Annotated in this window: 12 protein-coding genes and 1 other RNA gene; 5 read left to right on the top strand and 8 right to left on the bottom strand. The window is 42.8% G+C overall.

What is annotated here, in order from left to right:
* Positions 1-2: 2 nt before the first annotated feature.
* The 3 genes from fba to I3255_RS03345 form a co-directional block, all read right to left on the bottom strand.
* The gene (gene fba, locus I3255_RS03355; RefSeq protein WP_071001960.1) at positions 3-1,040 is read right to left on the bottom strand and encodes a class II fructose-bisphosphate aldolase; all 1,038 of its coding nucleotides are present in this window, start codon (positions 1,038-1,040) and stop codon (positions 3-5) included.
* Between the two features lie 399 nt (positions 1,041-1,439).
* The gene (locus I3255_RS03350) at positions 1,440-1,826 is read right to left on the bottom strand and encodes a hypothetical protein (protein WP_238036813.1); all 387 of its coding nucleotides are present in this window, start codon (positions 1,824-1,826) and stop codon (positions 1,440-1,442) included.
* 254 nt (positions 1,827-2,080) lie between these two features.
* Positions 2,081-3,295 carry a phosphoglycerate kinase gene (locus I3255_RS03345; RefSeq protein ID WP_238036810.1) on the bottom strand — a complete coding sequence of 405 codons (1,215 nt, stop codon included), beginning with the start codon at positions 3,293-3,295 and terminating at the stop codon, positions 2,081-2,083.
* Between the two features lie 441 nt (positions 3,296-3,736).
* Between I3255_RS03345 and I3255_RS03340 the strand changes: the two genes are divergently transcribed.
* Positions 3,737-4,066 (top strand): TraR/DksA C4-type zinc finger protein, encoded by a 330-nt coding sequence (locus I3255_RS03340; RefSeq protein WP_058025902.1) that lies wholly within the window; start codon positions 3,737-3,739, stop codon positions 4,064-4,066.
* Positions 4,067-4,092: 26 nt separating this feature from the next.
* On the opposite strand, the gene I3255_RS03335 is transcribed toward I3255_RS03340, so the two are convergent.
* Together I3255_RS03335 and I3255_RS03330 are read right to left on the bottom strand one after the other, a co-directional pair.
* Entirely contained in the window at positions 4,093-4,758 is a 666-nt protein-coding gene (locus I3255_RS03335) for a thiamine phosphate synthase (RefSeq protein ID WP_238036808.1), read from the bottom strand.
* 81 nt (positions 4,759-4,839) lie between these two features.
* Positions 4,840-5,916 (bottom strand): serine hydrolase, encoded by a 1,077-nt coding sequence (locus I3255_RS03330; protein WP_238036805.1) that lies wholly within the window; start codon positions 5,914-5,916, stop codon positions 4,840-4,842.
* A 415-nt stretch (positions 5,917-6,331) separates the two neighbouring features.
* On the opposite strand from I3255_RS03330, the gene I3255_RS03325 reads away from it, so the two are divergent.
* From I3255_RS03325 to I3255_RS03315, 3 genes are all read left to right on the top strand, one after another.
* Complete coding sequence (locus tag I3255_RS03325; RefSeq protein ID WP_058025905.1) at positions 6,332-6,967, top strand: response regulator; 636 nt, start codon at positions 6,332-6,334, stop codon at positions 6,965-6,967.
* A gap of 36 nt (positions 6,968-7,003) precedes the next feature.
* Complete coding sequence (locus I3255_RS03320; protein WP_238036803.1) at positions 7,004-8,764, top strand: ATP-binding protein; 1,761 nt, start codon at positions 7,004-7,006, stop codon at positions 8,762-8,764.
* Between the two features lie 165 nt (positions 8,765-8,929).
* Complete coding sequence (locus tag I3255_RS03315; RefSeq protein ID WP_275950124.1) at positions 8,930-10,636, top strand: sigma-54 dependent transcriptional regulator; 1,707 nt, start codon at positions 8,930-8,932, stop codon at positions 10,634-10,636.
* Positions 10,637-10,724: 88 nt separating this feature from the next.
* Here I3255_RS03315 and I3255_RS03310 read toward each other — a convergent pair whose 3' ends face one another.
* Together I3255_RS03310 and gpmI are read right to left on the bottom strand one after the other, a co-directional pair.
* Positions 10,725-12,200, bottom strand: coding sequence for a S41 family peptidase (locus I3255_RS03310; protein ID WP_238036800.1), 1,476 nt, complete (start codon positions 12,198-12,200; stop codon positions 10,725-10,727).
* A 231-nt stretch (positions 12,201-12,431) separates the two neighbouring features.
* Positions 12,432-14,096: a 2,3-bisphosphoglycerate-independent phosphoglycerate mutase gene (gpmI, locus tag I3255_RS03305; RefSeq protein WP_269117257.1), complete on the bottom strand. Its 1,665-nt coding sequence runs from the start codon at positions 14,094-14,096 to the stop codon at positions 12,432-12,434.
* Between the two features lie 234 nt (positions 14,097-14,330).
* Between gpmI and ssrS the strand changes: the two genes are divergently transcribed.
* Positions 14,331-14,526, top strand: a non-coding RNA gene (gene ssrS / locus I3255_RS03300) — 6S RNA.
* Between the two features lie 113 nt (positions 14,527-14,639).
* On the opposite strand, the gene I3255_RS03295 is transcribed toward ssrS, so the two are convergent.
* On the bottom strand, positions 14,640-15,263 hold the full coding sequence (locus I3255_RS03295) for an FxsA family protein (protein WP_238036799.1): 624 nt from the start codon (positions 15,261-15,263) through the stop codon (positions 14,640-14,642).
* Positions 15,264-15,304: the final 41 nt, after the last annotated feature.

Here is a 15,304-nt window from a genome sequence, read left to right as displayed (position 1 = left end):
CCTTACTGATAAAAATCGACCATGCCTTCGAGGCTAATTGGACGGATTTTATGAGCTTGACCAGCAGAACCAAACGCTTCAAAACGATTGGTGCAGATATCTGACATCGCGACCATAGACGCTTTGAAGTATTTACGTGGATCAAACTCGCTTGGATTATTTGCCAAGAACTCACGAATAGCGCCTGTTGAGGCTAGACGCAAATCAGTATCGATATTTACTTTACGCACGCCATGCTTGATCGCTTCTACGATCTGCTCGACGGGCACACCATACGTTTCGCCAATATCACCGCCATTTTCATTAATGACCTTTAGCCATTCTTGCGGCACTGATGAAGAACCATGCATGACAAGATGGGTGTTAGGAATACGAGCATGAATCTCTTTTACACGCTCAATTGACAAGATATCACCTGTCGGTGGACGCGTGAACTTATAAGCACCGTGACTCGTACCAATAGCAATCGCTAGCGCATCAACATTGGTGTCTTTGACAAACTGCTCAGCTTCGTCGGCACTGGTCAAAAGCTGCTCGTGATCTAATACGCCTTCAGCGCCAGAGCCATCTTCTTCGCCAGCCATACCCGTCTCAAGACTACCTAGACAACCGATTTCGCCTTCTACAGAGACACCGCACGCGTGTGCCATCTTAACCACTTCACGAGTGACGCTGGCATTGTAATCATAATCCATTGGCGTCTTGCCATCTTCACCGAGCGAGCCGTCCATCATAACAGATGAGAAACCAAGCTGAATCGAGCGCTGGCAGATAGCTGGTGACATACCGTGATCTTGATGCATAACCACTGGAATATGCGGCCATTCTTCGATAGCAGCAATAATCAAATGACGCAAAAATGCCGACCCTGCATAATTACGTGCGCCCGCACTGGCTTGAACAATAACAGGTGAATCACAAGCATCCGCAGCCATCATGATTGCGCGCATTTGCTCTAAGTTATTGACGTTAAAGGCAGGAACACCGTAGTTGTGTTCAGCGGCATGATCTAGAAGTTGACGTAAGGATATTAGGGCCATAAGACGCTCTCTGATTGATTTTGAATAGTATTTTAAATGCAGCTTTGTAACAACCATTCCACTATCTATTAAACCATACTGACTGTATATATATCAGTCAAAGTCTGACTTATTTGAGATATGATTATCACGCGGTGATTATAGCAAAAATTGTGCTGTCTTCGTAGCAGTTGCCTGACTATTTGTCAGTCTAATCAGTTTCTTTCTCTTATTGGTGTCTACGACAACTGAACCGTTTTATCTATTATACTCATAGCATAGAACGCAAAAAGCCTTGGCAATCACCAAGGCTTTTTTAATATTTCGAGGCTTATAAAGCAATAGCTATTATAGTGAATGACTTACCAGTGGATAGTATTCAAAAATTTCAGCCATTATATCGCTTAGTTATTGCGTAGCTTAGTACTGTTGCTCTGCATCAACTGCAACATCGTTAGCACCATCAGCAACAGCATTGGCACCGTCAGCAACTGCTTCAGCAGTATTTTCAACTGCTGTGTTAGTACCTTCAGCGATAGCATCACCAGTGTTCTCTAGAGCGTCTGTTGCAGCTGCACCAGCAGTATCTGCACTTTCAGCAACTTCAGCACCAGTGTTCTGAGCAGCAGCTTCAGCTTCAGCAGCAGCAGCGTCTGTTTCGGCAGCAGCAGCATCAGCGTTTGCAGCAGCATCATCGCCAGCTGATTCAACAGCAGCTTCAGTGTTCTCTTCTGTTTGTTGGCTACATGCAGTAACTGCAAAAGTACCAGCAAGTATGCTAGCAAGTAACAAATGACGTTTTAACATAATAAACCTCTCGTAAATAATGCATGTCAAGATACATGGTCGCGCTATTTTATAGAGTACGAATGAGACATGCAATAATAATTTTCAGTGTAGAAACAAATAATTACTGCTTAATAATCAATGACTATAAATTTTAGCTATACCAATATAAACAAGCAAAATGAAAGTCAAAATATTATTTTCACAGACTACCTTAGATGTTTACTATTAGTTGTACGTCTAGTGTTACTAAAATACTAAGTAACGTTAATTAGTTAAGCGTTAATTTGTAACGCAGCAACTGCTGGGAGCACTTTACCTTCTACAAATTCTAAAAATGCACCGCCGCCTGTTGACATATAACTGACGCCATTAGCGACTTGATATTTATCAATAGCAGCCAAGGTATCACCACCACCCGCAATTGAAAAACCGTCACTATCTCTTACGGCTGTTGCCAGTATCTGTGTCCCTTGACCAAAAGCATCAACTTCAAAAACACCCACTGGGCCATTCCACAAGATCGTTTTTGCACGAATAATGGCATCGGCAAGTTGCTTTGCGCTTTGTGGCGCGATATCCAATATCATGTCATTTTCGCCAATGGCATCAACAGATTTGATTGTCGCAACTGCCTTTTGCAATGAACCAGTAAAGTCAGCAAAATCGATGTCGTCTTTATCAGCAACAACCACATACTCAGGCAGTAATATCTCAGTCTTGGTCATGATATCGCGCGCAGTATCGATCAAATCTGCTTCATACAGCGACGCGCCTACACTATGTCCCTGCGCCGCTAAGAAAGTATTGGCAATACCGCCACCAACGATAATCTGTGTACAGACTTCAGCCAAGCTATGTAAAACTTCTAATTTAGTAGATACTTTTGAGCCGCCAACGATGGCAAGCATAGGCTGAGCTGGTGTTTCAAGCGCCAGGCTCAAGGCATCAAGCTCAGCTGCCAACAAGGGCCCTGCACAAACAGGTTTATCTGCTTGACGCATCGCTTGCGTCACGCCTTCTGTTGATGCTTGCGCACGGTGCGCGGTACCAAATGCATCCATGACAAAGATGTCACATAAATCCGCGTACTTCTTCGCTAACGTCGCATCGTTTTTCTTTTCACCATCGTTAAAACGCACATTCTCTAGTAGTACAACTTCGCCAGATTTTACAGCAGCGCCTTGAGTCAGGTAGTCATTATTAAGGTGCACCGGTGACGCTAATTGCGAGCCCAATTTGTCTGTCAAATAATCAGCAACTGGTGCCAATGAATAAATAGACTCAGGATTGCCTTCTGTTGGGCGTCCCAGATGTGAACAAACAATAACAGCGGCACCCTTCTCTAGTGCCATCTTAATAGTAGGTAGACTTGCTTGTAAGCGAGCATCACTTGTGACTTTACCGTCTTTAATAGGTACATTTAAATCTTCTCGGATCAATACCACTTTATCGGTTAAGTTCAGCTCGCTCATACGCAAAAAATTCATTACCTGCTCCTATGCATCAATATATCTATTAATTTACGATTACTATCATGATTGATATGACTAATAATTTTTTAACTATCATCTACTATATGCGCTCTAACAATGAAGCTTATCAGGCTGCACGCTTGCTATCTTCTCTGTCTTTATTACTGAGCCTTTATACTAACTATCACACCAAGTTACTGGAACAGATAAGTGAGTAGAAATCAGTGGTGGTGTATTCTATCAGTTTTCTATGAGATGCTCACAAGCAAACTTTTACGATTTTTAAAAACATGAAAATATTGAGTGAGTAATTTTACTACAACATCGATAGGAAACGGTTGTAACTGCTGGCTTTGAACTCATTCAATAATCAGTAACATTTCGTGGTGGTACTCAGTAGTCAGGCTCTTTATGATGGAAGCGTTGACAATAACAATAACTTTTTAGGAGAACACAATGAGTATCGACTTAGACACTGCCAAGCAAAATCTATTGAAATTAAAAGATGAGTACGAGTCTCGCATTGACAAAATCGAAGATCATATCCAAAACCCACAAGATGATCTCAATGAGCACTGGGAAGATCAGGCTATATCCTATCGTCAAAATGATATGCGCAAAAATTTAATGAGCGAGGCACGTCAGAGTCTAATCTATGTCGAAAATGCCTTAAGTCGTATCGAAAACGGTACTTATGGCGAGTGCGAGGTTTGCGGTGAGCCAATCGAAGAGCAACGTTTAGAAGCGCTGCCCTACGCTACTTTATGTATGGAACATGCTGAATAGCTAATAAATTTTATCTAGAACGCATTTTATACAGCAGGTGTTTTCCATTTAGAAAATGCCTGCTGCCATTGACAGCAACGCTCGGCGATTTTTTCTACAGGCCAATCCATGATATCGCCTACTACCGCCACAAGCGCAATTGGTATGCCTGCCAGCTCTGAAATATTTTCTGCAGTCAATCCGCCTATCACACATATAGGTATGTCTTGTTGACAACCTTCAATTAGGTTCTGACGTGAGATAACATTTGCGTTTGGTTTGGTGGTAGAGGCAAATATTGCTCCCATTGCTGCATAAGTCGCGCCATCGTTTCGCGCTTCTTTAACAAGATCTACATCACCATGACAAGTACGACCGATGACTTGATTCGGAGCTAATTGCCGTTTGGCATCATTAATATTGCCATCTTGCTGACCAAGATGCACCCCAACGCCAAGGGTTGACGCCAACTCAATATCGTCATTGATCACGACTGCGACGTTATAAGCGCGCGCCAAATCAACAATCTTAGAAGCTTCCTCATAGAGCCTCGACTTGCCATCTGGCAATGCCAATACCTGTTTGCGCCGAACTTGTAGTAATGCGATAAGACCTGTTGCCAGCGCTGCTTCTAACTTCTGATAGAGAAGTTCAAACTCATCATCATTGGTCAGTAGATACAGCTTTGGCACAGTAGGCGTGATTTGAGTCATATAATGCATCCTTAATCTTGGCGCAATAAAAAAGCCGTTATATCCTATAACAGCCTTTTTATTAACGTTGAGTCTGTGAACTTATACAGTGCGGCGAGTCGCCAAGCTGTTTAGAATGTTTTTAGCATCGCCCCAACGTGTTGCTGAGCTGTTTGCCCCTAGTATAACGATAATTGCAGGACGATTGTTAACTCGCGTTTCCATCACAACACAGCGCCCAGCTTCGTTAATAAAACCTGTTTTTGAGATACCGATTGGGTAATCACCTGCACGAACCAAGCTACTAGTGTTGTTGGCTTTATAAGTGCGATTGCCACTTGAGTAGTTTGAAACAAAGAAGTCATAGCTCTTGGTAGTAGAGAAGCGACGAATCACATCGTAGTTGCCAGCAGCACGAACCATTTTTACCAAATCATTTGATGAGGCGACGTTACGCTTATCAAGACCTGTTGGATCACCGAAAAACGCAGTAGTCATACCTAGATCTTGTGCTTTTCTGTTCATCGCACGGATAAAGGCATTGTAGCCGCCCGGATAGTTACGCGCCAAGCTTTTTGCAGCTGGGTTTTCAGACTTCATCAAAGCCATCAATAGCATCTCGGCACGGTTCATACGATCGCCTGACTTTAGGCGTGAGCTGGCGCGCTTGGGGCCGACAAAGTCTTCTGGATCAAGCGTGATTTCTTCACGCATATCGAGACCTGCATCTAGCACAACCATGGCTGTCATTATTTTAGTAATACTAGCCATAGGACGTGCAATATCGGCGTCTTTTTCGTAGATAGATTCGCCTGTTTCAGCATCAATCACCGCAACACTGCGCGAGTCCGTACTGATTGGGATCATGTCACTGCTACCAAACGCGCCGCGATAAGTCGTATTGTATCGAGCGGTATTGTTACTGCTAGCAAAACTGTTGCTGTTCGTGATATTGGTCGTACCATAGCCGTTGTCGACTTTTTTGATAGCAGAGCCATTAGACTTGTACATGATGTTACGCGCTTCAGACAAACTATCAGCACCGCCCCAACTCAGGCGTGCACTAGAAGTTGTCTCAGTGCTACCATTAATCGTAAGTGCGGCTTGTGCAACACTGCCCAAACTCAATGAAATCATAGCAGCGATCAATTGCTGTTTGGTTAATGGTAGTTGCTTCATTATGCCTCCTGCTGTCGCTATCACGCCAGTTACATACTGTCTGACGCCAAGAACGTACGTAGCGTTTATAGATGTGTTTGTAAGTACTCACATAGAGCTTTTGTATTTTTAGTGTATCATGGTTTACATTTAAGTTTAATCTATCAAACTGATTTAATGGTTTTTTTTAGCTTCATTCAAACTTTGATACAACTGATTTATATTTTGGAAACACTGATTAACAATACAGCAATATAACTTAACTTAGAATGTTATGATTCTTTGTACTTTATTATATTAAATGAAGATATTGATACAGCATATTAGCCGTATCCTATGTATTTAAAATCAAAAAACGGCTTATGTTAACTTTGTTTTTTCTGTTATTTAACTTTTATAAAAACATTCATTCTGACAAACGATAAAGAGTATGGTTATGATTAAAGTGTTGGTGGTCGATGATCATGATTTAGTACGGATGGGTATTAGCCGTATGTTGTCAGACAGCCCCGATATCGAAGTAGTAGGCGAAGCAGATAGCGGTGATATGGCAATTAAGCAGGCCAAGCAGTTACGTCCTGACGTGGTATTGCTAGACGTCAACATGCCTAATATTGGTGGTCTTGAAGCCACCAAACGCTTGATTCAGCTCGATATGGGAATCAAGATTTTAGCGGTTAGTAGTATGTCTGCACAGCCCTACCCCTCAATGCTCATCAAAGCTGGTGTGAATGGTTATATCACAAAAGGTACGCCACTTGATGAGATGATACGCGCGGTCAAAAAAATCTATCAAGGTGGTCGTTATTTTAGCCAAGACGTTGCTGAACAATTGGCGGACGTCTTATTGTCTGACAATGCCAGCTCGCCTTTTGATTTGTTGAGTGATAGAGAAAAGCAAGTGGCTATGATGGTGGTCAATTGCCAAAGCCCGCAGCAAATTGCTGATCAGTTATTTGTCAGCGTCAAAACTATAAACACTTATCGCTACCGTATTTATGAAAAAGTCGGGGTTGATAGTGATGTAAAATTAACGCATTTGGCCATTCGCCATGGTTTGATTCAACCATAAGTTGCTTAGTATCTTATTTGTCATCACGGTCAATTTATGAAACCTGCTACCACCATCATTTCTGCCATCAGTCGTTATGTACACCACGATGATACGCTTTCTTTGCCGCAATTGCGCAGACTAGGCATTATTTATAGTAGTTATCGTTTTGTCATCAGTATATTTTCTATGCTGATGATATATATATCTGCACGCGATGGTGATAGCACCTCTCTCCCCAGTTTTTTGCAGCAGACAGCCCTGAGCTTTTATGTGATACTGAGCTTGATTTTGCTCGGGTTGTTTTACGTTGTCACAAAGCAGATGCGCCGACAGCTAGCATTTGGGCTAGTATTAGACGTTATTATATTAAGCTTATTGCTGTATACAGCAGGTGAGCCTGACTTACAGTTGACCATGCTCTATATGGTCGTTGTCGCCGCTAGCTTTATGCTATTGAATGGTTCACAAGCGCTAGTTATCACCTTATTGGCTATTATCTTTGTTATCTATCAGCAGTTTTTTTATGCCATTGCCAATAGTATGAATTTGGCCAATTTAGGCGACGCCTTGCTGATGTCAGCAAGCTTTTTGGCAGTAGGTGGTTTGAGTTGGTCTATCTCGCAACGCTTGGTACAGCTTGAGAAAGTTGCACAAATTCATGCCAAAGAGGTTGAACGACTCAATGTCATCAATCAAGAAGTGATTACACAAATGGTCAATGGTGTGATTGTCATTGATAAACAGGATATCGTCCTTGCAAATCTAGCAGCCCACCAACTGCTCAGTATCACACAGGATTCATCGTTGCGTGCCTCTAGCACTTCAACTGATATAGAAGAGATGAGAGGCAATACGCCTCATGCCATTCTATCTAACTTTAAAAAACAACTTAGCAAACAGCATTGTCAGCTACTTCAAGCTTGCTTGTCAGTCGCTACAGGACAATCGCGTACGTTTACGTACGATGTGCCTGAGGTGGCAAACGCTTCGATATTTGGTAAGCTACGTGTACAAATCATCCCGCTAAAAGATGATAGCAAATTAATCCTATTAGAAGACTTACGCCGTGAGCAGGCTAGCGCCCAACAATTAAAACTGGCGTCGTTAGGGCAACTCACTGCCAGTATTGCTCATGAAATTAGAAATCCTCTAGCCGCTATCTCACAAGCCAGCCAACTACTGATGGAAGACTTGACCGAAATTGAGGCAAACGACAATGCATCAAATATCGATACGACTGGCAATCATGAGCTCTATGAAATGATATTTTCGCAAACCAAACGCGTCAACCGTATTATTGAAGATATTTTAAAACTGTCTCGCCAGCAAGCGGCCTCTCAGCAAGCCATTGTTTTGGCTGATTGGATGCCAGCATTTTTGGATAACTATTTTCAAGGGCACGACATTTTTCTACATGTAAAAACCCAACCAACCATATCATTTGATCCTCACCAGTTAGAACAAATTTTGATTAATTTGATCAACAATGGCTTGCGTTATAGTAGTTATAGCCACCCTCATGCTTATGTAGAAATCGAGATTTACTGTGCAGACAACGATGTTATAATTGATATATTAGATGATGGCGATGGTATTAAGACTGAAGATTTAAAACATTTGTTTAATCCCTTTTTTACAACAGACAAAGCTGGTACTGGCTTGGGACTATATTTATCGCAAGCCTTTTGTGAAGCCAATCAGGCACGTTTGCTCTATATTCCTGAACATGAAAAAACATGTTTTCGTTTAATTTCGCCTGCTATTGACTCTGAAAATATCTTTCAGGCCGTTGAAGAGAATCTTTATCAATCCTAGATATAAATCAAAACACTACCTAATCACAAATGTTTAAACCTTATATATTGGTAGCTAATAGCCACCATACCTGATTGATTTACACATTTCTTTTTAAAAGAAGTTTACCCCTATTTAGACCTAGCTATCAATACTTTGTAGCCATTGAACTTGACGAGATAATGTATGACAACAAGCGCGCTAGTCGTTGATGACGAAGTGGATCTATGCCGATTGATGCAAATCACTTTAACTAAGATGGGCATCAAAAGTGATGTAGCCTATACTTTGGCGCAAGCAAGATCATATTGGCAAGACAATACTTATGATTTTTGCCTCACTGACTTGAAACTACCTGATGGCTCAGGGTTGGAGCTGGTCAAAGAAATCAGTAACAGCTCGCATACGCCGATAGCTGTCATCACTGCTCATGGAAGTATGGATCTGGCCATTGAAGCACTGAAGCTTGGTGCTTTTGATTTTGTCAATAAACCACTTGAGCTACCAAGATTACGTCAATTGGTAGAAAACGCTTTAAAGGTTGTTCATCAAGACAATGAGGCAAAAGCCACACCTGAATCCTCACCTGAGCAAAAAATGCTGGACGCTAGGCTAATCGGTAATTCTGCGGTCATGCACCCTCTTAAAAGCACCATCTTAAAATTGGCACGCTCACAAGCGCCTGTTTTTTTATCTGGTGCGTCTGGTACAGGTAAAGAGGTCGTCGCTAGACTGATTCATGATTTAAGTCCACGACGAGATGGCAGCTTTGTACCAGTGAACTGCGGTGCAATACCTTCTGAGCTAATGGAGTCAGAGTTTTTTGGTCATAAAAAAGGCAGTTTTACAGGGGCTGTGGCCGACAAGCAGGGATTGTTTCAGCAAGCCAATGGCGGTACTTTATTTTTAGATGAGGTGGCAGACTTACCATTAGCGATGCAGGTGAAGCTATTGCGTGCCATCCAAGAAAAGACCGTGAGGGCCATTGGTGACACAAAAGAAGTACCGGTAGATATCCGCATTTTATCTGCCACTCATAAAGATTTGAGCCGCTTGGTGCAGGATGGCGCGTTTCGACAAGACTTGTATTATCGTATCAATGTGATTGAGCTTAAGCTGCCGACATTGAATGATCGACGTGATGACATCCCTGTATTAGCAGAGCACTTTTTAGCCATGATTTCTGCTGAGTGGCAGTTAGAGACAGCCCCATCTCTAACGCGTGAAGCCAGCGAGCGTTTGCAGCGTCATGACTTTGCAGGTAACGTTCGGGAACTACGTAATCTACTTGAGCGTGCAGTGACGTTGGCGGAAACTTCGGACATTGAGATCAGTCATTTAGGCCTACCTGATGTTAATCACGACCTTGAAGATACGCAAGCTCACAGCAATGCGCAACAATCTGGCCATTACGCAAATGAGCAAAACCAATCTCAACCAAGCACCCAAACAATGTCTACAGCCACAGAAAGCCGTGCACAGGCGCTTCAATCTGACCGTGAGATAACGGCTGTAAAGCACAAGCAAGAAACAACTAATTTGCACCCTTATCGTACTAATACCCAACATTACCCTTCAATGATACAGCGCTCAGTGCCTAATAATACAGAACCATCAACCAGCTCAAGTGTTACGAATGAGGAAGCACCGTTCAATCGTTCTATGCAACCAAAAGAGAATGAGACTACAAGCCTGCAAGAACCGCTTGATGGTCAACTGCCAGCCCAAGGGCTGGAACATTATCTACAAGAACAAGAAAAGCAATTAATCATCACAGCCCTCAAACAAACTGGCTGGAATAAAACCCAAGCAGCAGAACTGCTTGGAACGACTTTTCGCTCATTACGTTATCGTATGAAAAAATTAGAAATTGCAGAAGACCAATCTGAATAAGTCTTCTATCGAGCCATTGAATGTTTATTTCAGAGATTCAATGGCTGTCTGACGGTATATTGTTAAGTCTTAGTCTATCAACAATATACTAATTTGCAGTCGCCTTTCGAATGAAGCGGATGCCGGAATCGAGCGCGCGGGGTTTTAGTAAATCCAGCGCCTGCTGCTCCCATGAGCTCTCATTTCCTGACAAAGTAATGTCAGGCTCAACACCGATGCCATCGATCTGTCTGCCTGATGCTGTCATATAGTTCGCTACTGTCAACTTGACTGCTTGCTCGTCATTGAGTGGTATGACTGACTGTACTGAGCCTTTACCATAGCTCACTTCACCGATGATAGTAGCGCGTTTTTGTGCCTGTAAACTACTGGCCAAAACCTCTGCCGCAGATGCCGAGTAGCGATTTTGTAAAACAACCATAGGCAGAGGCTTGAGTATTGCATCCCCTTGGGTCGTTAGTACGCGCGATTTGTCTTGACGTGCTTGTACTTGTACCACATCGGTATCATTCATAAATAAACTGGCAACACTCACTGCTGATGTAAGAACACCGCCCGGATTGTCACGCATATCTAGTAGAATGCCTGAGATCGGCGCATCTAAATTAATCAAACCTTCCAACAGCTTTTCACGGCTATTGTTCTGGAACGCAGGTAGTTTAACAATCGCAATGCCATCGACGAGTTTTGTCTCAACAATTTGAGGGTGACTATTATTCCGCTGTAATGTCGTCGTGTGCTTGCGGCGACCCGCTTTAGAAGTGACGATATCTACTTGGGTACCAGCAATCCCTGTTAATAGCTGCTCAACGTCATTACTTTGACGATTTTCGTCAAGTTTGAACTCACCAACTTGGTGTAAATAATCGCCTACCGCGATGCCTTTTTTATCTGCAGGCGAATCATCGATAACTTCTGTGATGACCCAATAGCCCACCTCTGGCTGATAAGTCACTTGGATACCGATATCACCTACATCCCCTTCGGTAAAAGCGCGTAGGTTTTCATAGGCTTCAGCATTCAAAAACTCGGCATGGCTATCAAGCTTAGTTAGCATACCGCTCATTGCATTATTAAATAACTCCTCATCATTGACCGCATCAACATACTGACGGCGCACCAAGTCAACAACAGCAACAAAGGTCTTTAATGTCTCAGGAGAAATTGCATTCAATGATACTTGCGCAACCTCTGATGGAATACTGGTATCGATATTGTCATCATCGTCTATTAACGCACTCTCATCTGGAATACTATCTATTGAGTCATCTGATTCGTCTGCAGCATTCAACATCTCAGTGTCATCTTCAGCCACTACATCATCGGCATTCAAACTGATAAGCTGTAGGCTTGATGTCGGACTAGCATCATCGGCTGAGGTCACTGCTGCTTGCGCGTCCATACTGACCACACATAATCCAAGTAAACCTATTGCTAGAGTGGGCTTAAAGTATGTAGGTTTAAAAAATGCAGATTTAGACACAATCGTCGCTAGCGACGACTTCATCACTCGTTGGTCTAATTGTTTAGACAAAGATGAGCGCACAAAAGAGATAGGATGCATAAAAAACTCATTTAAATAATAGAATGTATAAAGTTATTGTTATGTATTACCGTATAAGTTAACACCAAAGGCCTCTCTCAAACTAGGGCAGTTTTGCAAATCATCAAGCAAAATACATCATAAAAAAGGGAAAGGTAATAGCTACCCTTCCCTTTTCTCGTTTATATCATTTATCTAATAAGCCATGTCTTTACAGATTATCCGATGTACGGATAATTTGAGACAACTGGCTTACGATGCTGGAACCAATAAACTCTCACCAGTCATTTCAGTGGGTGCATCAACATTCATTAGTGCCAAAATAGTCGGTGCCACATCACTGAGCTTACCGCCACGACGTACCTGTAGTTTTTGTGCGCCCACATAAATCAGCGGTACATGCTCTGTCGTATGCTGAGTATGTACTTGACCACTTTCGTAGTCTTGCATTTGCTCACAGTTACCGTGGTCAGCCGTAATAAGCATATCACCGCCAGCAGCTTTTACTGCCGACTCGACACGGCCCACACAGACATCCAAGGCTTCTACGGCTTTTACCGCAGCGTCAAAGACACCTGTATGGCCCACCATATCACCATTGGCATAATTGACTACTAGCACATCATATTTGCCAGATTCAATCGCTTCTACTAACTTATCCGTGACTTCGGGTGCGCTCATCTCAGGCTTCAAGTCATAAGTCGCGACATCTGGAGAGGGTACCAAAATACGCGTCTCACCTTCATACTCTTCTTCACGGCCACCGCTAAAGAAAAACGTCACATGCGCATATTTCTCAGTTTCCGCGATACGTAGCTGGGTTTTGCCTTGATCCTGCAGATATTCTCCCAAGGTATTGGCCAAAGACGTTGGATAGTAAGCAATACTGGTTTTTGCGTTGTCCGCCAAAACGTCTGAGTATTTGGTCAACATCACAAATGCGGCAAGTTTTGGCTGCTTTTGACGAGCAAACCCCGAAAACTCATGATCCGGCAGTACAAAGGCTTGAGCAAGCTCACGAGCACGATCAGCACGAAAGTTCATAAAGATCAGCGCATCATTGTCTTCGACGGTATAAGGTACTTCATCACGCCCAATAACAGTCGTCGGACTGATAAATTCGTCAGTCTCACGTGCCTTGTAAGCCGCTTGGACAGCACCATCCGCACGTGTCGACAAGCGATCTGCCTTACCTTCAGTGATCAGCTCATAAGCTTTTTGTACGCGGTCCCAGCGGTTGTCTCGATCCATTGCATAGTAGCGACCGATGATGCTAGCAATCTGTACGCGCCCGCCTTCATAATGAGCATTAAGCTTATCAATGTAATCACGTAGACGATTGATGTATTTATCAGCGGATTTAGGCGGAGTATCACGGCCGTCTAAGAAGCAATGGATAAAGACGTTTTTGGCACCATGAACTAATGCTGAATGACACATGCCCTCGATATGGTCTTGATGTGAGTGAACACCGCCATCAGAGAGCAGACCCATAATATGTACATTACCGCCAAGCTCATTAGCCGCTTTTACTGCATCAACCAATGCTTCGTTTTTGTAGAATTCGCGATTAGCAAGTTCACTTGAGATGCGAGTCGAGTCTTGATAAAGAACACGGCCAGCACCCAAATTCATGTGGCCAACTTCCGAGTTACCAAACTGACCATCTGGCAGACCCACATCTTCTCCTGAAGCAGAAATCAGCCCATGAGGGTATTTTTGGTAAATTCTGTCTAGATTTGGCATATTTGCCGCAGCAATGGCGTTATCTTCACCTTCTTCACGATGACCGAAGCCGTCTAATATCATTAAGATATGCGGCTTTTTTTTATTCTGTGCGCCGTCTTCTTGTTTACTGCTGAGCTGCTGCGCCTGATTGTCGTCAATAGATTCTGATGCTTGCTGGGTACTGGTCATATATTACCGCTCCTCGAGTGAATGAACGCCTTTAATGCTGTGTTAGGGTATGGAAAGCCATCTATATTAACACATATCTTAAAATAGCTGAAAAACTGACAATTTTTCACTAAAAAATGATGGAGTTTGTATCGTTATCAAAAGCCTAAAACCCACCACAGATATTAGGTAAGAATACTGCGTATCAATCTGTAAATCATACTTGCAATCATTCATCTCATTGGTTAAGATGAATCTATTCTGAAGTGTTGGCTAGTAGATGTTTATTCCCTGAGCCGATAATGCTTTACCAGGATGTGGTACCTATCGTCTCATTGTGTATGCCTGCACTGCTTGCAGTGTATCAGGAAACCTGCAGAGATGATGACGCATCCGCCCTGAACTTCACGGTTCATGGGTCACCATCTTACAGCGGCACTTCGGTTGTTTTATTCGGCTTGTAAATATATTTTTCATAATTAATGTATTTACTACCACCAAAAAGCCCCTTTCGTTAATGACGAAAGGGGCTTTTTCTATGCTTAATGAGTGAGCGAATCACCATTACTCATCATTAGCAGATTTGGTAATTTTTTTCACATCTTTAGGGATGTTCTTGGCCGTACCATCAACAGTCGTATGTTGTTTAAACACGTCACCAAACGGGTTTTGCTGTTGTTGACCAAATGGATTTTGGTTATTCATACCGCCTGCGCCACCGAATGGATTCTGACCACCCATACCACCAAACGGGTTTTGGCCGCCGCCCATTTGACCACCCATCTGTTTTGCCATCATTTCCATCATTTTTTGCTGATTGTTCATGACGTAGTTATTGGCAAAATCTTTGAGTTTCTTTTGTACTGGTGGCAAGATCACGAGTAGCGCGAGCACATCACTCAACACACCTGGAATAAGTAACAAAATACCAGCGACTGCCATGGCAATGCTCTTAATCATAGTGGACTCTGGTGGACGCATTGCAGGGTTCATCATACCACCTGCTTTCATCTGCTGAGCCATTGGATTCAAAGAAGCCATACCTTTACGCACAAGAGAAATACCGATCACTGCTGCGACAATAAACCACATGAATACCCACCAGCCGCTCATGAATTGAGCAAGCAAATACCACAGTAGCATCTCGATAATAAACCAAACGATGGCTATACCAACTATCTGACCCATAAAGTGTCGTCCTATAAAATAAAAACCAATAAATTGAGCGC

Origin of the sequence: Psychrobacter sp. Ps6 (assembly GCF_022129235.1) — a bacterium.
In the GTDB taxonomy this organism is placed as follows: Bacteria; Pseudomonadota; Gammaproteobacteria; order Pseudomonadales; family Moraxellaceae; genus Psychrobacter.
Note: the sequence above shows the minus strand (reverse complement) of the source record. Positions and strands in the feature narration are given on the sequence as shown.